This window comes from Caballeronia glebae, assembly GCF_001545035.1.
GTDB classification, from domain to species: domain Bacteria; phylum Pseudomonadota; class Gammaproteobacteria; order Burkholderiales; family Burkholderiaceae; genus Caballeronia; species Caballeronia glebae.
In genome coordinates, this window is the sequence record NZ_FCOJ02000009.1 from 1 (window position 1) to 20,881 (window position 20,881).

Annotated in this window: 18 protein-coding genes; 6 read left to right on the forward strand and 12 right to left on the reverse strand. The window is 57.4% G+C overall.

What is annotated here, in order from left to right; translation table 11 throughout:
* Positions 1 to 307 precede the first annotated feature (307 nt).
* Positions 308 to 1,585, forward strand: a complete 1,278-nt coding sequence (otnK, locus tag AWB82_RS08135) for a 3-oxo-tetronate kinase (protein WP_086966649.1) — start codon at positions 308 to 310, stop codon at positions 1,583 to 1,585.
* The gene (otnC, locus tag AWB82_RS08140; RefSeq protein WP_086966650.1) at positions 1,585 to 2,226 is read left to right on the forward strand and encodes a 3-oxo-tetronate 4-phosphate decarboxylase; all 642 of its coding nucleotides are present in this window, start codon (positions 1,585 to 1,587) and stop codon (positions 2,224 to 2,226) included. Before otnK ends, otnC begins: the two co-directional genes overlap by 1 nt.
* Before the next feature lie 225 nt (positions 2,227 to 2,451).
* On the opposite strand, the gene AWB82_RS08145 is transcribed toward otnC, so the two are convergent.
* From AWB82_RS08145 to AWB82_RS08200, 12 genes are all read right to left on the reverse strand, one after another.
* Entirely contained in the window at positions 2,452 to 3,792 is a 1,341-nt protein-coding gene (locus AWB82_RS08145) for an NAD(P)H-dependent oxidoreductase (protein ID WP_086966651.1), read from the reverse strand.
* A gap of 29 nt (positions 3,793 to 3,821) precedes the next feature.
* The gene (locus tag AWB82_RS08150) at positions 3,822 to 5,516 is read right to left on the reverse strand and encodes an IlvD/Edd family dehydratase (protein ID WP_086966652.1); all 1,695 of its coding nucleotides are present in this window, start codon (positions 5,514 to 5,516) and stop codon (positions 3,822 to 3,824) included.
* 1 nt (position 5,517) lies between these two features.
* Complete coding sequence (locus AWB82_RS08155) at positions 5,518 to 6,444, reverse strand: NAD(P)-dependent oxidoreductase (protein ID WP_086966653.1); 927 nt, start codon at positions 6,442 to 6,444, stop codon at positions 5,518 to 5,520.
* A 66-nt stretch (positions 6,445 to 6,510) separates the two neighbouring features.
* Positions 6,511 to 7,533 (reverse strand): D-2-hydroxyacid dehydrogenase, encoded by a 1,023-nt coding sequence (locus tag AWB82_RS08160; RefSeq protein WP_086966777.1) that lies wholly within the window; start codon positions 7,531 to 7,533, stop codon positions 6,511 to 6,513.
* Between the two features lie 173 nt (positions 7,534 to 7,706).
* Positions 7,707 to 9,020, reverse strand: a complete 1,314-nt coding sequence (locus AWB82_RS08165) for a dicarboxylate/amino acid:cation symporter (RefSeq protein WP_086966654.1) — start codon at positions 9,018 to 9,020, stop codon at positions 7,707 to 7,709.
* A 252-nt stretch (positions 9,021 to 9,272) separates the two neighbouring features.
* The gene (locus tag AWB82_RS08170; protein ID WP_086966655.1) at positions 9,273 to 10,595 is read right to left on the reverse strand and encodes an MFS transporter; all 1,323 of its coding nucleotides are present in this window, start codon (positions 10,593 to 10,595) and stop codon (positions 9,273 to 9,275) included.
* Between the two features lie 72 nt (positions 10,596 to 10,667).
* Positions 10,668 to 11,681: an SMP-30/gluconolactonase/LRE family protein gene (locus AWB82_RS08175; protein WP_086966656.1), complete on the reverse strand. Its 1,014-nt coding sequence runs from the start codon at positions 11,679 to 11,681 to the stop codon at positions 10,668 to 10,670.
* Positions 11,682 to 11,685: 4 nt separating this feature from the next.
* A complete protein-coding gene (locus AWB82_RS08180) occupies positions 11,686 to 12,072 on the reverse strand; it encodes a VOC family protein (protein WP_086966657.1) in 387 nt (128 codons plus the stop codon).
* Position 12,073: 1 nt separating this feature from the next.
* A complete protein-coding gene (locus AWB82_RS08185; RefSeq protein ID WP_086966658.1) occupies positions 12,074 to 13,045 on the reverse strand; it encodes a hydroxymethylglutaryl-CoA lyase in 972 nt (323 codons plus the stop codon).
* An 11-nt stretch (positions 13,046 to 13,056) separates the two neighbouring features.
* Positions 13,057 to 14,247, reverse strand: a complete 1,191-nt coding sequence (locus tag AWB82_RS08190) for a CaiB/BaiF CoA transferase family protein (protein WP_086966659.1) — start codon at positions 14,245 to 14,247, stop codon at positions 13,057 to 13,059.
* Between the two features lie 116 nt (positions 14,248 to 14,363).
* Entirely contained in the window at positions 14,364 to 15,272 is a 909-nt protein-coding gene (locus AWB82_RS08195; RefSeq protein WP_086966660.1) for a LysR substrate-binding domain-containing protein, read from the reverse strand.
* A 67-nt stretch (positions 15,273 to 15,339) separates the two neighbouring features.
* Positions 15,340 to 16,635, reverse strand: a complete 1,296-nt coding sequence (locus AWB82_RS08200) for an MFS transporter (protein ID WP_086966661.1) — start codon at positions 16,633 to 16,635, stop codon at positions 15,340 to 15,342.
* A gap of 131 nt (positions 16,636 to 16,766) precedes the next feature.
* Here AWB82_RS08200 and AWB82_RS08205 point away from each other — a divergent pair, with 131 nt between their 5' ends.
* The 4 genes from AWB82_RS08205 to AWB82_RS08220 all read left to right on the forward strand — a co-directional run bounded on the left by AWB82_RS08205 (position 16,767) and on the right by AWB82_RS08220 (position 20,856).
* Positions 16,767 to 17,483 carry a GntR family transcriptional regulator gene (locus AWB82_RS08205; protein ID WP_086966662.1) on the forward strand — a complete coding sequence of 239 codons (717 nt, stop codon included), beginning with the start codon at positions 16,767 to 16,769 and terminating at the stop codon, positions 17,481 to 17,483.
* Between the two features lie 43 nt (positions 17,484 to 17,526).
* Positions 17,527 to 18,630 (forward strand): isocitrate/isopropylmalate dehydrogenase family protein, encoded by a 1,104-nt coding sequence (locus AWB82_RS08210; protein WP_086966663.1) that lies wholly within the window; start codon positions 17,527 to 17,529, stop codon positions 18,628 to 18,630.
* Between the two features lie 799 nt (positions 18,631 to 19,429).
* A complete protein-coding gene (locus AWB82_RS08215) occupies positions 19,430 to 20,434 on the forward strand; it encodes a sugar phosphate isomerase/epimerase family protein (protein WP_086966664.1) in 1,005 nt (334 codons plus the stop codon).
* Between the two features lie 32 nt (positions 20,435 to 20,466).
* On the forward strand, positions 20,467 to 20,856 hold the full coding sequence (locus AWB82_RS08220; protein ID WP_086966665.1) for a C-glycoside deglycosidase beta subunit domain-containing protein: 390 nt from the start codon (positions 20,467 to 20,469) through the stop codon (positions 20,854 to 20,856).
* Positions 20,857 to 20,881: the final 25 nt, after the last annotated feature.

A 20,881-nucleotide genomic window follows, 5' to 3' on the forward strand; every position in this document is an offset into this window, starting at 1 on the left:
AAGCAACATTCTCAGCTAAACCTCCACCGCCTCCAAATCCCCGCCTCGCCCCGAACACCAGTTTCGACCATAACTCCCTGAAGGATGTGCCTGAGGCACATCATTTATTGGCAAGATTGTTCTAGAAAAAGAAGTTTCTTCGACGCCCACCCCCACCGTTCGCGAGCCTCAGCGCTCTGTCGGTTTCGTAACGGCGTTTCGAGGCAACGAACCGCTCGGGCAGCCCGATGCATCAAGGCTAGGGCGCTGTCTGTCGACGGTTAAAGTACGCTCTCGCGGTTAAGCAACTTTCAAAATGGATGAGCGAATGGAGAAGAGCAACGTCGCATTTTTGGGCTGTATCGCTGACGACTTTACCGGCGCGACCGATCTCGCCAACATGCTCGTGCGCGGCGGCATGCGTACGGTACAGACCATCGGCGTGCCGGCGGCGGACGCGCGCATCGAGGCGGACGCGCTCGTCGTCGCGCTGAAGTCGCGCACCATTTCCGCCGATGACGCCGTGCGCCAGTCGCTCGACGCGCTCGCATGGCTGCGCGCGCAGGGCTGCCGCCAGTTCTTCTTCAAGTATTGCTCGACCTTCGATTCGACCGACGAGGGCAACATCGGCCCGGTCGCGGATGCGCTGCTGGACGCGCTGAAGGACGATTTCACGATCGCCTGCCCCGCATTCCCCGAGAACGGCCGCACGATCTTTCGCGGCAACCTGTTCGTCGGCGACGTGCTGCTGAACGAATCGGGCATGGAGAATCATCCGCTCACGCCGATGACCGATCCGAACCTCGTGCGCGTGTTGCAGCGCCAGACGAAATCGAAAGTGGGCCTGATCCGTTACGACACGATCGCAAAAGGCGCCGACGCGATCCGCGCGCGTATCGGCGAGTTGCAGAAAGACGGCGTGCGCCTCGCGATCGCCGACGCCGTGTCCGACGCCGATCTCCACGTGCTCGGCGATGCGTGCCGCGATCTCGCGCTGATCACGGGCGGCTCGGGCATCGCGCTGGGACTGCCGCAGAACTTCCGCGCGGCGAATTTGCTCGCGCATGCGGAACACGCCGCCGATCTGCCGAAACTGGAGGGCAAGTCGGTCGTCCTGGCGGGCAGCGCATCGAAGGCGACGAACGCGCAGGTCGCGCACTGGCGTGAATCGAAGCCGAGCTTCCGGATCGATCCGATGGCGCTTTCGTGCGGCGAGCCGGTGGTGCAGAGCGCCGTCGAATTTGCGCGCGAACACGACGAGCCGGTGCTCATCTACGCGACATCATCGCCCGATGAAGTGAAGGCGGTGCAGAAGGAACTGGGCGTCGAAAAGGCGGGGCATCTGGTCGAGGACGCGCTCGCCTCCATCGCGCGCGCGTTGCGCGACGACGGCTACACGAGGTTCGTGGTCGCGGGCGGCGAGACGTCGGGCGCGGTCGTGCAGGCGCTCGACGTGCGTTCCTTGCGCATCGGACCGCAGATCGATCCAGGCGTGCCGGCGACGCAATCGATCGGTGCGAATGCGGGCGAAGCGCTGGGTCTCGCGCTCAAGTCCGGCAATTTCGGCGCGACCGATTTCTTCGAGAAGGCGCTGAAGGCACTGTGATGGCATCGACCGAAAATTCCATTCGCGAAGAGATCTGCCTGACCGGCAAGAGCCTCTACGAGCGTCGCTATACGGTGGGCAGCGCGGGCAACATCAGCGCGCGCCTGGAAGACGGCTGGCTGATCACCCCGACCGACGCGTGCCTTGGCCGCCTCGATCCGAACGACATCGCGAAGGTGGATCTCGAGGGCAATCATGTGTGGGGCGGACGGCCGTCGAAGACGCTGGCGCTACATCGCCGTATCTACGAGAGCAATGCTGAAGCGCGTGGCGTGGTGCATACGCATTCGACGCATCTGGTCGCGCTGACGCTCGCGGGCGTCTGGAAAAACGACGATGTCTTGCCGCCGATCACGCCGTACTACGTGATGAAGGTTGGACATGTTCCGTTGATTGCGTATCGCCGACCGGGCGATGCGGCGGTGGCGGAGGAAGTGGCGGCATTGGCGTCGAGCGTGCGTGCGGTGTTGCTGGAGCGACTTGGCCCGGTGGTGTGGGAGAAATCGGTGTCGCACGCATCGTATGCGTTGGAGGAGTTGGAAGAGACGGCCCGCCTTTATCTGTCGACGTCGCCGCGCGCAGAGCCCTTGTCCGATGTCGCAATCAAGGAACTATGCGCGACCTTCGGCGCTCGCTGGTAGACGTTCCGGTATTCCAGCATGAGGCAAAGGGCCACGGTTGACTTATTGGGGTGGCTCCAATTCACAGTTCCGTTGGCAAAAGCATCAAGCGTAGGATCGCGTTCGTCTTTCTACGGACCTACCGCGCAACGTCTTTGTTGCTGCCAGGGGTCGATCAAAACGAACGCAGATGGATGACGCGTCCGGAATGTCGCTCAACATTCCGGCGCTTATACTGTGCGATATTTATTTCTGAAAGAGTTCTTCCATCTCCTTGCGCACGCGATATGCCGGTTGTTCAGCGTCGATGACGACATCGTCCCATGTCAAAGACTGGTCCTTGGCCACGTCTCGACGCAGCTTCAGCCCGTGTGCGAGACCAAGAGGCAAGCTTCCGACCCGAAGCGACTCTTTGGCTGGAAAGAGTTTGCCAAAGACTGTGTAGCCCCCTTCACCGTCAAGCAGTTCGCCAACCTTTAGATCTCGTTTTGCCGTGGCAACGACGTCTGCATTGAAATACTGACCTACACCAGTGGGCTCTCGACGCAAACCCACGCTGGCCACGGATATGCCGAGTTCAAGCCCAATCAAGTGCCATTTCTTGTACTGCACCATACAGCGGCCGTCGGGATCAGTGAACACCTGGTATTCCTTGAAGCACCGCTGGATGTAGTCGTTGGGTGCTTCGACACAAACCCACACGCCCTTGCGGATATCGTATCCCACGGAGGTACCGTCGGTGTTTAATGAGGACACTACATCCACCACGCCCTTAGCGGACAATACACCGCCCTCGGACTTAAGGCGCATTACCGTAGGTATCTGCTCGACTGAAGCAGGCGCGAAAGTAATGCCTTCAGCCTGCACCTGGAGACCGGTGGCATTTGCAATAGCAGTGCTTTCGATAGCCGGTTTCGAACCATCGAGAAAAGCATTGAACATCTTCGGGTTCATCCCACCGATGCGAGCTTGCTCTGCTGTAACGCCCCAGTGGTCCCATACCGTATCGGGCGTCGATTCGCGGAATTTCGGAAGCCATTTGTGGCCGCGCCCTGCTGCAATAATCGGGAAACCACACGTCTTCGCCCAATCGACCAGCTCGCAGGCCAAACCGGGCTGGTCACCGTAGGCAAGCGAGTACACGACACCAGCCTCGCGTGCACGGTGGGCTAGCAAGGGCCCGCAGAAGGCATCTGCCTCAACGGTCACGTTGATAACATGCTTGCCTTGTTTGAACGCGGCTAAGCAGTGGTCGACTGCGGCAATGGGATTGCCCGTGCACTCGATAATGATATCGACGCCAGGATGAGCCACCAGAGCTTGCCAGTCGTCACCGACGTGGGTCGTTCCGGAGCGGACCGCGTCGTCGAGCGACGATGCTTGCGCACGATCCGCCTCCCAGCCGACGCGCGTCAAGGCCGCATGGGCGTTTGTTGGCGATAAATCCGCTATGCCGACCATGTGTACGCCCGGTGTTCGTGGAACTTGTGCTAGGTACATCGAGCCGAATTTTCCTGCACCGATGAGACCTACACGAATCGGGTTGCCCTGCTCAGCGCGTGCGAGCAATTGAGAGTAGAAGTTCATGACTTTTTGTTCCTTTGAAGACGAGAAAGTCAGCTACGAGCCTGGGCGAGGAAGTCGAGATCACAGCCCTCTGGCGCTTGCGTGACCGTGCGTTGATAGAGTTCCTGATACCCGCCGCGCTTTTTCGGGAGCGGCTTACGCTCTTCCAGGCGCCGCGCGACCTCCGCCGGATCGACGAGCAAATCGATCGTCTTTTTTGACACTGAGAGTCGAATCCGATCACCGTTGCGAACGGCTTCTAATGGGCCTCCGGCTGCCGCTTCAGGAGAGACGTGCAAAACAATTGTTCCGTAGGCCGTACCGCTCATGCGTGCATCTGAGATGCGCACCATGTCTTTGACGCCAGCCTTGGCAAGCTTCGACGGGATAGGCAGGTAGCCGGCTTCTGGCATTCCAGCAGCCAGGGGCCCAGCATTCTTCAATACCAAGATGTCATCCGCGGTGACGTCGAGGTCAGGCGAATCCACTCGCGCTGACAAATCTTCGAGGCCTTCGAACACTACAGCCCTGCCTTCCTTCTCGAAAAGAGCGGGAGTCGCAGCTGCGCGTTTGAAGATTGCGCCCTCAGGTGCAAGGCTACCGTGTAGTGAGATAAGCCCACCTACATTGCTCACAGGATCCGTGAAGGGGCGGATGATTTTCCGGTCAACCCATCCAGCGCGCTCATTCAGCCGTTCTCTAAGAGTCCGGCCGTCAATTGTCAAGCAGTCGAGATTCAACAATGGACGCAGCTCTCGCAGCACCGCCCCCATACCTCCGGCTGCGTGAAAATCTTCCATGTAGCCCTCGCCGACAGGTTTGAGGTCGACCAGAACCGGAGTTTCGTCCGAAATATCGTTCAGACGTTGCGGGCTGATACGAATACCCAGTCGGCCAGCCACCGCCGTAAGGTGAATAATGGCGTTAGTCGAGCCGCCCAACGCCATCAGCACGCGGAAGGCGTTTTCAACCGATTGTTCAGTGATAACCTGCGACGGCAGGATGGGCGAACGCGCAAGGCGGACTGCGGCCTTACCGCTCTCTTCGGCAGCAACCAAACGTTGGGAATCGACTGCAGGTATCGCTGCAGTTCCCGGCAGGGACATACCCAAAGCCTCAGCGATGCACGCCATCGTACTTGCTGTGCCCATGACCGCGCAGGTACCGGCGGTAGTGGCGAGACGCGTTTCTACGATCTGGATCTCGGTCGAATCAATCTCACCGGCGCGAAACTTACCCCAGAAGCGGCGACAATCTGTACACGCGCCCAGTCGCTCTCCCTTGTGACGGCCCGTTGACATTGGGCCGGTAACCAGTTGGATTGCAGGACGGTTGGCCGAGGCGGCGCCCATAAGTTGAGCGGGAACGGTCTTGTCGCATCCGCCGATCAGCACAACCGCATCCATAGGCTGCGCTCGCACCATCTCTTCGACGTCCATCGACATCAGATTACGGTACACCATGCTGGTCGGGTTGAGAAACACCTCGCCCAGCGATACGGTAGGGAACATACGAGGTAGACCGCCCGCCGCAAGTACACCCCGTGAAACAGCTTCTACGAGTTGAGGCATGTAGCGATGGCAGTTGTTGAAGTCGCTGGGCGACGCAGCAATGCCGATCACGGGGCGCGAAAGAAGTTCTGACGAAATGCCCATCGAGTGCGCCATCGAGCGTCGCAGGTAACGAGCAAAGTCGCGGTCGCCGTAGTTGGTCAGGCCATTGTCGAGGCCAAGTGTCTCAGCCATCTTATTTCTCCAAGTGAGAAGCTGCGGCACTGAACTGCACGCCCAGCATGTCTTCAAAAAGTCGAGTCATTGAACCCTTGTCGCTGGCTCCGTTGCCTGCCAGAAGGCTCATCTGGTAGGTTGATGTGGCTGCCGCAAGCACGGGCATTGGGATGCAATGACGTGCACCCAATTCCGCCGCGCTGACAAGGTCTTTGTACGCCGCTTGGAGCGGGTAGCCATCGCTGAAGTGGCGGTTCAAGATACGAGGCAGAAAGAACTCTGATGCATAACTTCGTCCCGTACCGCTGTTGATGACCGACGCGATTTTTTCCGGATCAAGTCCCATACGTCGCGACATTGGGAGGATTTCCGCAAGCGCCGCACAGTTGATATCGAAGAGCAACTGATTGACCAGTTTTGTCAGCTGGCCACTGCCCGCTTCCCCCATGTAAAGGATGTTATTGCCCATGCGCGCAAGCCACGGCCTTACAGTTTCGAAAACCTCAGGCGAGCCGCCACACATAATGGTCAATGAACCGTCTTCGGCGCGCGATTGCATGCCAGAAACGGGGGCATCGAGAAAGAATATGCCTGCGGACGCTAGGCGGGAATGGATATCCAGAGTCGCGCCATGCTCCATCGTGCTGGTATCCACGACAATCGAGCCGGGTCGCAGCTGACTCGCAAGCCCTCCATTACTGAAAAGCACATCGAGGACGGCTGCAGTGCCAGGCAGGCTCAGGAAGACGATCTTGGCCTCTGCGAGACCGTCGAGCGAATCAACAGTTGTCGCACCTGCAGCCCGTAGATCAGCATAGGCATCTTCAACTTTTGAAGTCGCGCGCAATTCGGTATCCGCGCTGAGAAGGCGCAGGGCCATCGGCTTACCCATTTGGCCGAGACCCACAAAGCCCACGATCGTTCGATCAGACTCTTTGGATGTCATAGTTCAATCCTTTGGGAGGTTTCATTTGGAGGCAAGCAACAAACCGGAAGTGGTCGAAGCGGACGTTCACAGATCGCTACTCGCTCGCAGGTTCTCCAGTGCCTGAAGGCGCGGCTTATTTACGATATTGGCAGGCACTCCGCGTACGAAAGCCGCAATGTTATCCATTAGTTGATCTGCCAAGGTTTGAATAGCCTCCTCACTTGCCCACGCGACGTGAGGAGTTAGGATAAAGCTGGGGTGATCAAGTACTTCGTGCAGCGGATTGCTAACTGGAAGCGGCTCTTCGGTAACCACGTCGAACCCTGCTCCCGAGATCGTGTTGGATTTGAGTGCTCTGACCAAGGCGCCTTCGTTGACCAGACCGCCCCGCGCTGTGTTAATCAACAGTGGTTTGCGCTTCATCGTCGCGAATTCTGCATCGCTGATAAGGTCGCGTGTCTCGCTGTTGAGTGGACAGTGGAGCGTGATGATGTCAGACTCCTCAAGGACCCTCTCGAAGGGGGTGTAGAGCATTCCCATGTCATTTCGACCCTTGAAAGCTGCGAACAGGACATTTAGTCCAAGCGATCTTCCAATGGCGGCAGTCGCCTTTCCTAGGACCCCATCCCCAATGATGCCGAGCGTGGACCCAGCCAAATCCTTGATCGGGTAATCAAAAAAGCAGAACTGCCCAGACTCCTGCCAGCGACCCGCTTGCACAGCTCTTCGGTATGCGACCAAACTTCGACGAAGTGCGAAGATCAAGGCAAAGGTATGTTCCGGAACGGTATGGCCCGCATACTCTCGCACGTTGCATACTGTTATTCCGAGTTCATTGCACGTCGCAAGATCCACATTGTCGGACCCGGTCGCGGCTATCGCGACCAGCCTCAATTTTTTCGCATGTGTGAGCGCCTCGGCGCTCAATCTCACTTTGTTCGTAATGACGATATCCGCGTCGCGAATGCGGTCCAATAACTGATCCGGAGTCGTGGAGTCGAAAACCTCTAAGACGTGAGCGAAGGGTAGTTCCTTAAGATTAGTCGAGGCTGGGATAGTCGAGCGGTCAAGGAACACTACTTTAAGTAAAGCTGATTCAGAATGCATGTTCATTCCAAGTTCGATTCCGTTCAGGTATGCACACCGCCGCGAAATGCACGAAGTGGTCCACTTCGCGGCTTGACAGGCTATGTGAACGGAAAGTTGTGGGGGCTGCGGTGCCGCAGAGGTTCAAAAGTCCGTGCGGTTTGTGCCACGGCTCGACTCGGACACGCGGCGACTTAGTCGTCGCCCGGTCCTTGCGCCAACTGCGCGCGAAAGACATCTTTGTCGAGTGCTTTTTCCCACTTCGCAACCACGATCGTCGCGATCCCGTTACCAATGACGTTGATGATCGCCCCTCCCTCAGAAATGAATCGATACACGCCAAGGACGAGAACCAGACCTGCGACGGGGATGCCAGGCACGGAACTTAAAGTAGCTGCGAGCACAATAAAAGCGCCCCCGCTAACGCTTGCAGCGCCCTTCGAAGTAAGAAGCAGAACGACCAAGAGGGTAATTTGATGTCCAAGGCTCAAAGCGCTGTCGGTAGCCTGCGCGATAAAGATCGCAAGGACCGTCATATTGATGCAGCTCCCGTCCAAATTGAACGAGTACCCTGCCGGGACAACCAGTCCGACGACAGACTTTTCGCATCCAAGCCGCTCGAGCTTCGCCATCAAGCGGGGCAGCGCGGACTCAGACGAGGAGGTTCCCAGAACGATCAGCAATTCCTCCCGTATATACCTCAGAAAGGAGAACAGGCTGAACCCAGCAAGCCGACAGACAAGGCCCAATACAACGATTACGAAAAACACGCCAGTGGTGTAATAGGTAAAGAGGAGTTGGCCATACGAAGCGAGCGAAACGACACCGTACTTGCCGATCGTAAATGCAATCGCCCCGAAAGCGCCAATCGGTGACACGTACATCACGATCCGCACCATGTTGAAGAACGTATTCGCGCCCGCATCGATCACCGAAAGAAGTGGCTTTCCGCGCTCGCCGAGCATCTGCAAGCCGAACGCAAAGATGATCGAAATGAACAGGACCTGGAGGATGTCGCCCTCTGCAAACGCGCCGAACACTGTCGATGGGATAATATGCGAGAGAAATCCCGTGACCGTCTGATCGTGGGCAGCTTTGGTGTAGGCCGCAATGGAAGAGACATCAAGCGTGCTCGGGTCAACATGCATCCCCGTACCAGGCTTCAGCAAGTTGACTGCGACCAAACCAATTGCAAGCGCCAGGGTCGTCATTACCTCAAAATAGATCAATGCTTTCACGCCCACGCGACCAACGGCCTTGATGTCACTCATGCTCGCGATGCCATGCACCACCGTGCAAAAGATGAGCGGCGCGACCATCAGTTTGATCAGTTTGAGGAAGTTGTCTCCGAGCGGCTTCATCGCTGTGCCGACCGACGGATAGAAATGTCCCAGTAGGATGCCGATGACTACCGCAATTAAGACCTGCACGTAGAGGTGACGATACCAGCGCTTGCGCGGCTGTATTACAGGATCGGGGGCAGACGACACTGGAGTAGAAATGGACATAATTGTCTCCTTCATTAATGCTCAAGTAAGTGTGGGTCGGCTTATGCTCCGCTCGCCACTTCGGATGCTAATCAAGACTATGAGCTCGTGGCCCACGTCTTGTTGGCAACAGATGAATTGATCCGCGCTGAAACGCTTGCGTCAGCGACGGATTCAACGTTATTTGACTACTGCACCGAATGCCCCATCGTGATCGGCGGATCATAGCGTCGTGCCACAACGCGCATTGGGCAATCTTATGCTTGAGTTGTTTTAGCTTTCGGTTTTATAGGAAGCAGGCGATATCGTAGAATTGTCGCCCGTCCCACCTCTTGCAATGCGGGTTGTTACAAAAAGCAGAATTACTAAAGCGAGTGTTCCAAATGCAGCAATCAATTGAAGGCCGCCGTTGAAACTCCCAGTGGCATCTTTTATCAAACCAACGGCGTAGGGGTTTACAAAGCCAGAGAGGTTGCCTAGCGAATTAATCAGTGCAATGCCAGCCGCCGCCGTGGCAGGGCCAAGGAGACGCGGGGCGACAACCCAGAAAACGGGCAATGCGGAGAAGACGCCGAAGGCTGCAATGCACAATAAGGCCAGCTTTGCGGCGGGGGCTGCAACGAGCGTCGACCCAGTCAGTCCGATGATGGCCAAGGCTAGAGGCAGCAGAAGATGCAAACGTCGCTCGTTAGTCCGGTCTGAATGACGGCCGACGATGATCATCCCGACAGCGCCAGCGATAAAGGGGAGTGCGCTGACAAATCCCACCTGCTGAATGGTGAGGTCGAAGGCACGGACGATCTGAGGTAAGAAAAAGCTCAGCCCATAGTTGAATCCTGTCACACCGAAGTAGGCCAAAGCGGTGAAAAGGATAATCGGACTTTTCAATAAATTGAACACCCCATGCTCCACCACTGCCGTGCGATCTTTGCGTTCGGCGGCAAGCGTTGATTCGAGCCAAGCGCGTTCGCTCTCGTCAAGCCATTCCGCGTCTTTCGGTGAGTCGCGCAGAACTCGCAGTACGACGAAAGCGAGTATGAGCGAGGGCACCGCTTCGAGGAGGAACATGATCTGCCAGCCAGCAAGACCGAGCCATCCGTGAAGGCTCATCAGATAGCCGGAAAGTGGCGAGCCGATTACGCTTGCGAGCGGCATCGCTGCCATGAAACCGCCGATGACGCGCGCACGGTAGGACGCGGGGACCCACAAAGTGAGGAAGAACACTACTCCTGGGAAAAAACCGGCTTCGGCCGCGCCTAGCAGTACACGGACAGCGTAGAAGGACCACTCGCCTTGGACAAAAGCAGTTGCTGCCGAACACAGTCCCCAGGTGAACATGATGCGCGCGATCCATCGCCGCGCTCCGACCCGCTCAAGTAAGATGTTCGATGGGACTTCAAAAATGAAATAACTGACGAAAAATAAGCCTGCTGCGAGGCCGAAAGCAGAAGCGGAAAGTCCAAGATCCCGATTCATCGTGAGGGCGGCGAACCCGACATTTACGCGGTCCAGAAAGGCCACTACGAAGCAAATAGTAAGAAGGGGAGCGAAGCGGCGCAGAATCTTGCGCATCGTTCGCGATTCAATTTCCGTCATCTCTGTCTCCTGCAAACATCAATAAGGGATCGACTCTGCTCTTTGGCTTTTTCGATGAGAAATTAAATTCTTTTAGGCGATCCGGCGCTTTCGGTGTGGCAATTCCAGGCCGGCAATTGGGCTTTCGAATGAACGGATGCAGTCATCGAGCAGGCAGCCTAGATAAGCTGTGCACATCGAAGGCCCACCGAACGCAATGCTGGATACGTTACCGAGACGGGACCGTCCGGCCGTCTGCATGTCCGCGTGCTGTAGCGTCCCCTCTCGGACGCGACGAGCGACTAACTCAGCATGGTCCTGATCGGTGTCGGCGAGGATTGTTTGCACTTCGCCATCGGGGCGCACAAGCAGCACGCGGTTGCTCGCTATGCAGGTCACCCACAGACCACCGTGCGCATCAAATGCAAGCCCGTCAGGAAGATCTGCCCCGCCAAGGCTCGCAACAATTTCGCGGGCCCCCAGATCCGGAGCGACCGGGGTTCCGAGAAGCGGGAAGCGGCTCACGCGCTGAGCGTAGGTCTCGTTGACATAGAGCCATTTTCGATCTGGGGAGATCGCTACTTCGTTCGTGTAACCGAGGCCATCTGCGACGATGCGTGCCCCAGCAGCATCGATTACGCCAATGAAGCCGTCGCTAATCTCGTGGTTCCACGCTTCACTTCGCGGAACTTTTCGGGTGCTGACGGTAAACCAGAGAACGCCGAATTCGTCGACGGTCAGGAAGTTGCTCGGCGGGAGGGGCACGCCATCTACTGCATCGAGCACGGATCCGATTCGGCCGCGGGTGTCTATAGAAAAGAGGCCCCCGTACGCTTTGCCGAGATCTGCGAAGAGGACTCGGCCATCGCCTGCAAGAGCGATTCCATTGGGAACATAGCTGCGACCAGACTCGGCTTCGGATTCAGCCAAGCGATGCGACACGGTTCCCTCAGACGAAATAACCGAATAGCCGCCTGCGCCGTGCGCCGCGAGTAAAGTGCCGTCGTCGAGAGCGAGGACGCATTCGGGGCGCGTCAGGCCGCGCGCTACAACTTTCAGCTCGTTGGGCGTTACTTGGAAGTCACGGGGAAGGGGGTAATGTTCCATCGATTCACTCGAGCGGTTCAGAGATTTCGATAAGATTCAAATCCGGATCGCGAACATAGACAGAACGTATCTTTTGCGTGGCGCCGGTACGTTCAACGGGCCCTTCCAAAATTGGCCAATTGCACTGTTGAAGATGCGAAATAACATCTTGAAGCGGAACTGCAGCGATGAAGCAAAGGTCAAGCGCTCCGGGAACCGGCAGATGTGCCTTTGGTTCGAACTCAGCGCCTCGCTGGTGCAAATTGATCTTTTGATTGCCGAAGCGGAGCGCCGTCCGTCCTTCGCCAAACGATTCGATCTGCAATTGCATCACTTCACCGTAGAAGCGAATCGTGGCCGGTAGGTCGACACAAGTCATCACGACGTGATCGATGTGGTCGATGAGCGGCATCTCAAGCTCTCTCAGCAAACGCTCGTTGTTCCGGAAGGCCGCCGTCACTTGAAGCGCAAGGAATGGCGTGAAGATCGAGTCTCCGACCGGCTTTCAGCAGTTGGCTCGGCACGTCATGGCCGATAAGGCCCGGGAGCAACGCAGACGCCGAGAGCAGCGCAGGCAGGTCGACGCGTGTGTCATAGCCATCGAGTTCCAGCATATGCACCAACTCTTCGGTGCAAACATTGCCAGTCGCGCCAGGCGCGTACGGGCAACCGCCTAGGCCGCCAAGGGAGGCGTCAAATCGGTCGATGCCTGCCTCGAGCGCTGCGAGCGTATTGGCCAACGCCATACCGCGCGTGTTGTGAAAATGCAGCGTGAGTTCCAACATGGGGAAACGCTTTGCCGCCGCCGTGGACAACGCGGCTACTTGCGAGGGAAACGCCATGCCTGTGGTATCACAAAGCGTAACGCCATGGATGCCGAGATCAGCAAAACGCTGCATCCAGTCAAGGACGACCTCTTGCGCGATGTTGCCTTCCATCGGACATCCCATTGCCGTGGACAGGGAGACGTTGATTGCTACATTGGTTTGCTTGACGACGCTGATTACATCGCGCAATTGCGAGAACGATTGCTCTCGGCTCATGCGCAAGTTCGTGCGATTGTGACTTTCACTCACAGACATCACGAGGTTCACCTCATTGACGCCGCAAGACAACGCGCGTTCGGCACCTCTCACGTTAGGCACGAGCACGGTGTAGACAATGCCATCGTGTTTGGTGATGCCATGCATCACCGCTTCGGCGTCACGCAACGCGGGAATGGCTTTTGGAGACGTGAACGATGTGACCTCGATCTTTGCAAACCCGCATGCGCTCAGGCGGTCGATCAAAGCGATCTTTGCATCGGTGTCAACGAACTGCGCTTCATTCTGGAAGCCGTCGCGGGTCGCGACCTCTTGGATATAGATACGCTTGTTGCTACTCATAGCACGCTCCTTCAAATGATGCCGCGCGCACGCCATGTGTCGCGGGTGTCGTTGTCGATGCCGATACGTTCGAGAACCTGATCTGTGTGCTCACCAAGCGTCGGCGCCAAGGTATCGACTGTGCCAGGCGTTGCGCTGAGCTTCGGCACGACGCCCGGCACTTGCACCGGCGTGCCGTCTCGCAATTGCGTGTCAATGATCATGCCGCGTGCACGGTAATGCGGATCCGCGGCGATATCGGCAACGTCGTAAATCTTGCCGGCGGGAATTCGTGCCTCGTTGAGGGCCGCGAGTACGTCTTCGAGCGGCTGAGTGGATGTCCATTCAGCAATCGCCGCGTCAATGCGCTCGACGCTTCTCACGCGGCCGTCATTCTGCGCGAGGGCGGGATCCTCACCAAGATCGCGGCGTCCAATCAAGTCCATCAGCCTGCGGAAGATGCTGTCACCATTGCCGGCGATCAGTGCATATTTGCCATCGGAGCAACGATAGGCGTTGGAGGGTGCAATACCCGGCAAGCTGCTACCGGCCGGCTGACGCACAGTGCCGAATGTCGAGTATTCCGGCAGGAGGCTCTCCATCATGTTGAAGACCGACTCGTAGAGAGCGACGTCGATCATTTGGCCGTTTCCGCCGTTCTGGTCGCGATGTCGAAGCGCGAGCAAAATTCCGATGACACCATGCAGGGCGGAAAGCGAGTCGCCGATTGAAATGCCCACTCGCACTGGAGTGCGGCCCGGCTCGCCACTCAGGTGACGCAACCCGCCCATCGCTTCGGCAACAACGCCAAAGCCTGGACGATCGCGGTAGGGTCCTGTCTGCCCATAGCCCGAGACGCGTAGCATGATCAGACCGGGATTCAGCGCGTGCAACTCGTCCCATCCTAGGCCCCAGCCTTCGAGAGTTCCCGGCCGAAAGTTCTCAATCAGCACATCGCTGGTGGCAACGAGTTTGCGAACGACCTCCTGACCTTCCGGCGAACGAAGATCGAGCGTCACCGATTCTTTATTGCGTGACTGCGCTGCCCACCACACTGATGTCCCCTCGTGAAGCAGGCGCCACTTACGTAACGGATCGCCTGTTACGGGAGGTTCAATTTTGGTGACCTGGGCACCGAACTCAGCGAGCATCTTTCCAGCGAACGGTCCGGCAATGAGCTGACCCATTTCGAGGACGCGAATACCCTGAAGTGGCTTCGACATGGTTGTCTCCTGTGAGGCATCATTTTCTCGATGTCTCACTTTGCGACAAACCACGCTCGCTGATAATCAATGAATTTTCAACGACCCTTTCCCTGTGAGAAAGTGTAGGGAAAACCCTATTGCGCGTGCGTTGTTCCAGACATGAAGTCGAATAACCGTGCGGCTTCGGGCGACAGGACGTTTCGCGAGCGCGTGCCAACCCATAAGGTGCGGTCAGCCCACCGGTCAGTGAGATGCACTCGTCGTAGACCGGCCGCCAAGATCTCGTTACGCACCGCTGCGTCCGGCAATACGCCAATCCCGAGGCCCTGCTCAATCATCCGGCAAATGCCATCAAAGCTGCTCACCTGGATGCGAACTTTCAGCGTGCGTTCGGCGCTAAAAGCAGCTTCAAGAAGTCGTGCAAGCAAGGAGCTGCCTTCATTAAGCCCAACAAACTCAAAATCTAGCGTGTCGACGAATGAGATCTTTTCGATCGAGGCGAGGGGATGACCGTCCGGCACGAGCAGAACAAGCTTGTCCCGGTGATACTCGGCTTTTTCGATGCCGGGCGCGGCAACATTGTCGGCAAAGACGCCGAGATCGGCATCGCCGTTTGCGATCGCCGCCACGATTTCCCCGCTGAGACGTTCTTCCAGCGAAATCTTGACGCTGGGATTTTGGGAGAGGAACTCGCGCACATCGCGGGGAAGGAACTGGACGATGGCTGAGGTATTTGCCCACATGCGGACGTGGCCACGGACACCGACGGCGTAATCGCTCATTTCGGTGGCCATCCGATTCACTCGTTCGATAACCTGCCGGGCATGCGCTAGAAGTCCCTTCCCAGCAGCCGTTAAATCGACGCCGCGTGGCTGCCGCAGGAGTAGCTGGCACCCGGTGCTGCTCTCAAGCTCGGAAATCCGCTTGCTGACCGCTGAGAGAGTCATGTTTGTGCGGTCGGCTGCTTTCGTCAGGCTGCCAACTTCTGCAACGACGATGAAAAGACGCAGCGACTGTAAATCGTATTGGAAATAGTTTGGCATGATGCGACTGCAAGAGCGGACGGAGGGCGCGAAGTGCGCCCCGTGCCGTCACTCTAAAACAGAAACGCTACGCGTGGCGCGTGGCAACCGTACGCCTGTTCGACGCGACGAGCAAACATATACCGATGATTTGAAGCGCCAGCACAGGCGTAAGCGCCATGGCGAAGCTGCCCGTCGTTTCACGAATTACGCCGATGAGATACGTACCCGCGAAGCCGGCGAGATTGCCAACTGCGTTGATCTGCGCAAGACCGGCAGCGGCAGCGCGGGGACCAAGGCGCTCGCTTGATAGTGCCCAGAACGGTCCCTTGAACGCGTAGGTGCCAACTAATGTCAAGATAAGACAACTCAGAGCGGGCAGAAGTTGCGTCGTCATCGTGCAGGCCGCAAGCGCAATAGCCGACAGCGCGAGCGGCAATGCAGTGCTCCATACACGTTCTCGCTTTCTGTCTGAACGCATTCCCCAGTAAATCATTGCGACAGACGCGATGGCGAAGGGTACTGCATTTACCCAGCCGGCTTGAGTGTTGGAAAGTCCGAAGCTCTTGATGATCTGGGGCTGCCACAGGGACAGGCCGTTGCTTGCCGCCGACGTCCCCGCATAAACGAGCGAAAGCAATAAAACTTGTGGGTGGAACATGATGCGCCAAGTACGTTCATCATGAACCGGCGCCGCGCGTTCGCGCTGCGCGCGTTCATCAGCGAGAGTGGTGCTAAGCCACCGCTTCTGGTCAGCATCAAGCCAGCGGGCGTCATTAGGCGTATCGGGCAACCACAGATATGTCACCAGTGCGAGGAGCACGGCTGGGATTGCTTCGATGATGAAAAGCCATTGCCAGCCATGCAATCCGCCGACGCCTTGCATGTTCAGTAACGCCGCTGAGATTGGAGACCCTACAAAGCTAGAAAGAGGCACGGCAACATAGAAGAAGCTAACGATTCGACCACGGTGCGCTGCGGGAAACCACTGGGTCAGATAGAGGATGACACCTGGAAAGAAGCCGGCTTCGGCCGCGCCCAGTAGAAAACGGATCGTATAGAAGGAGTAGGGACCGGACACGAATGCTGTAAGGCCAGAAATGACGCCCCAGCTCAGCATGATTCGCGCGATCCATCTGCGCGCGCCGAACCGCTGCATTGCCAGATTGCTGGGAACCTCAAAAAGAAAATAGCTCAAAAAGAACAGTCCACCGCCAAGCCCAAATACCGAGGGGCTGATTCCGATATCGCGATTCATTTGAAAAGCAGCGAACCCAACGTTCACCCTATCGATAAACGATATTAGATAACAAAACATTAAAAATGGTACCAGGATGGTCGTCACCCGCTTGAGTGTGGCCTGGCCTACCGTGCTCGTTTCCATACAGCTGTCTCCTGGTGCATCGGGTTTGTCCTAGGGTAAAAATTCCTCTTTGGTTGGAATATCCTAACGTATACATTGTTGGATGTGATAACTTATCGAATAGGGATATTCACTGCCATGGGAACCAGCAAATGGTCGAAGACAAGAGCAGTTCGTCGTTGCGCTCGGGCGCCACCGACAAGGAAACCGGCGCCGTCAAGATGAGTGCGACGGCCTATGTAACGATGAGGCGCAAGATTCTGGATAACGCCTGGACTGTCGGGTTCCAAGCGACGGAAGTGGAGATCTCGGAACTGCTGGGCATGAGCCGCACTCCCGTGCGGGAGGCCTTAATGCGCTTGCAACAAGAGGGCTTAATTAAAGTCGCGCCGCGGCACGGGATGCGTGTATTGCCGGTATCTCCAGACGACATGCGGCAGATTTACCAAATTCTTACTTCGCTGGAGGCAACGGCTGCCGAACTCACTGCAGCACGACGATTGAACGCAGCGGAACTGGAGCCTCTAAGGCGCGCAACCGAAGCGATGGACGAGGCATTGAAGGCCGATGATTTGGACGCCTGGGCGCGCGCGGACGAGGCCTTTCACACGTATCTGCTCGATCTGTGCGGCAACGAAATGCTGAGGGCCGTCGTGCTGAATTTTTGGGACCGAGCGCATCGCGCACGGATGGTCACGCTACGCATCAGGCCGCGGCCTATCAACTCGACAAAAGAACACAGTGCGCTGGTCACCGCACTATGCAATGGAGACATTGCGGAGGCCGGCCAACTGCAGCGTTCTCATAGAGAACGAGCGGGGGAGGAGCTGTTAGGCCTTCTCACAAGGCTGGGGCTCAGCGCGCTGTAACCCACACCATACAGTGCAACATCAACTCGCAAAGGGAATAGCTATGTCACAAACCGATTCATCGAAGTTCGAGATCGCTGTTTTACCCGGAGACGGTATCGGCGTCGAAGTCATGGAAGCATGCGTTGCACTTCTGGAAGCTGCTCAGAAGCTGGACAAAGGTCCGCTGCTAAAAATGACTTCGTACGACGCTGGCGCGCAACACTATGCAAAAACGGGCGAGGCGCTTCCTGCTCGGACGCTTGACGCGGCACGAAGTGCCCACGCCGTGCTGTTTGGTGCAATGGGCTGGCCCAATGTGCGGTACCCGGACGGCACCGAACCGATCCCGCAGCTTGACCTGCGCATGGAATTGGATCTCTTCGCCGGTGTGCGTCCGATTCGATGGTTCCCTGGCTTGCCTAAGGTTTTGGCCAATGAGCAGGCGAGTTCAATCGACTTCGTGCTGGTCCGCGAGCAAACAGAAGGTCTGTTCTACGCTCGTGGTCGAGGCAAGGTCATCGACGATAGTGAAGCCTATGACACCATGCAAATCACTCGACGCGGGACCGAGCGTGTTACCCGCTTCGCATTCGAACTGGCAAAGCAAAGAAAAGCCCGTCGTGGCGAAGCTCGCGTCACGTGCGTAGACAAGGCCAACGTTTTTACGTCCATGGCGTTCTTCCGAAACGTGTTCAACGACGTCGCGCGCGAATTCGAGTCCGTGTCATTTGACCATGCATATGTCGACGCATTGGCACTGACAATGGTCGCTAAGCCGTGGAACCTCGACGTTCTCGTCACTGAAAACATGTTCGGTGACATCCTCTCCGACCTGGCTGCTGGTCTCATCGGTGGAATGGGAATGGCACCGTCTGCAGATATCGGTGACGCGCATGCACTGTTTCAACCGGCACACGGCACAGCTCCGGATATCGCGGGTCAGGACAAGGCGAATCCCGGCGCAATGTTCCTGTCTGGCGCGATGATGCTGGACTGGCTCGCGCAGCGACATGACGAACCAACGCTCGCAACGCGGGCACGGAACATCGAGCAGGCGCTGCAACGGGTGCTGGCCTATGGCGAAGTCCGGCCGATGGAATATGGTGGCCGTGCAGGTACCAAAGCGATGACCGAGGCGGTGATCGCAGCGTTACCTAACCCTTAATATTCAGATCCCACTGCTCAAAAGTCTAAGTGACGGCGCGTCATTCTTCGTTTTCCGTTTGCCTGCATACCACAGGCAAACCGGAGAGCGATCATGAAGAGCAGATGAGGGGGCCGCGAGAACGCCAGAGGCAGATCAACGAGAGGCGTGGCGAAGTGACGAACACGGCGCAGAAGGCGAGGAATGATCGGCGGGAAGGCGGTGGGCAGCGCGCAAAGACTTCAACGCCCCCAAGAATGGAGGACGACGCTAACTTGCAAGATGCGCTCGCATGATTGATGTCCTCGGAGCCTGGCAGCTTCCATAAAAGACCATGCGAATCCCTGTCGCGTGCGCAACGTAAGAACCGACTCGCAACGCAAGCACGGAAGATCGAGGACGAACTGCAAAGGGTTGGCCAGCCGCGTTATCCGATCGATGGAATACGCGTCCGAGGAGCGATGACCGACGCGGTTTTCACAAATTCCTGCTCATAGAAGGTGGCTGACCAAAAAAGAAACGATCAGCCATGTTGGGGGGTGCCCGTCCTTTCCCGTCCACATTCTGACAAGCCGTTGGGACATGCCCAGCCGCGCTGACTTTGCCATCCTCGCATCCATACGCCCCCGTCAACAAACATAGGCCAACGGCTGTGTACGTCGCCGTCCGCCGCTCCCCTGGGCGTAAGCGGCGGAAGAAATGGGGCAACAGCTGCCAGGAATCACAAACATCAATAGTCCACCCGCAATATCGATTATTTTTCTTTCTTAGCCGCTAGTCGAATAATCCGTCATGAGCCCACCACAATGACGGAGACAGTATGTCAGAACCCGCTCGGATCAAGCGCGGAATTAGCCTTTACAGCTATCAAGAAGAGTTTTTCCTGCGCAAGCTCGACCTGGAGGGCTGCATTGCCGAAGCAGCAAAGATAGGTGCGAACGGAATCGAGATCGTCAGCGAACAGATGATTCCGCGCGCACCGCGCGCGTCTGATGCGTTCTACTCGCAATGGACCGAGTGGATGGACAAGTACGGTACGACGCCCGTCTGCCATGACCTGTTTCTTGACACCAAGCGTGATCCCGATCGTCTGTTGACCGACGATGAATGCGTCGCATCCATCGAAGCAGACTTGTGTCATGCAAAGCGTCTCGGCTGCCGATATGTTCGCGTGCTCGTCAGCGTGTCACCGCACATTCTTGCACGCTGCGTTAGCGCCGCCGAACGCTACGACGTGAAGATGCTCCTCGAAGTGCACTCGCCGCTACACTTCGATCATCCGTGGATCATTCGCCACGCGGAGTCGATGGAAAAGCTTGGTACACGGCACATCGGTTTTCTACCCGACATGGGGATATTCGTGAAGCGTTATCCGCGTGTCATGCGCGACCGGTTCGTGCGAATGGGCGCCCGCGAGTCCCTCGCCGATTTCATTTCCGCGGCTTACGACGACCGCATACTCTCCGAGTATCTCCTGCAGGATGTCCGCAGAATGGGCGGCACGCCCGTCGAACTCGCCATGGCCGAAACCGTGCGTCACACGATCTGGTCGAGTCCGCGGCGTCTGCTCGAGTTCATGCCGCGCATCCATCACATTCACGCGAAGTTCTACGAAATGACGGCAGACGAGATCGAGCCAAGCATCCCTTATGACGAGATCATTCCTGTGCTCGTCGCCGGTGGCTATCAGGGCTATCTGTCGAGCGAATACGAAGGAAACCGGCACATCCAAGACGCATTCGAAGTAGACAGTGTCGAACAGGTGCGCCGTCAGCACAGCATGTTTGAGCGCCTGCTCGAACAGTACGCACCCGTCGCGGCCTGAATGACCGACACCAAACACAGAGACAAAACGATATGTTCGACAAGTACATTATTTGTGAAAACAGCCTGCGCCAGCACGTCGAGAACGGCGAGACGAGGCGCTATTCCGTCGGGGTGCGGCTCCCGTATTACCGCGCGCTCGGACTCTCGATGGTCGAGCAGATTGCGCTGACGATCGACGGCGAACCGGTTGCGCGCGAGCACATGACGCTGACTGTCGCCGATGGGCGCTTTCCCGTCGCTGAGCTGGGGTCGGCGCTCGACGCGCGCTGGGGCTTTGGCGAAATCGCGCGGCTCGAAGTGGATGGCACGCTGCCGCAAACCGGAGGCGCCCATGACGTACAGATCGAGCAGCACCTGCGGATTTCCTATCTGCCCTTCACGCTGGTAGGCAAGGATCGCAAGCAGCTCGCGGTCGTCTGACGAAGGCACGCAGCGAAGATGCGCG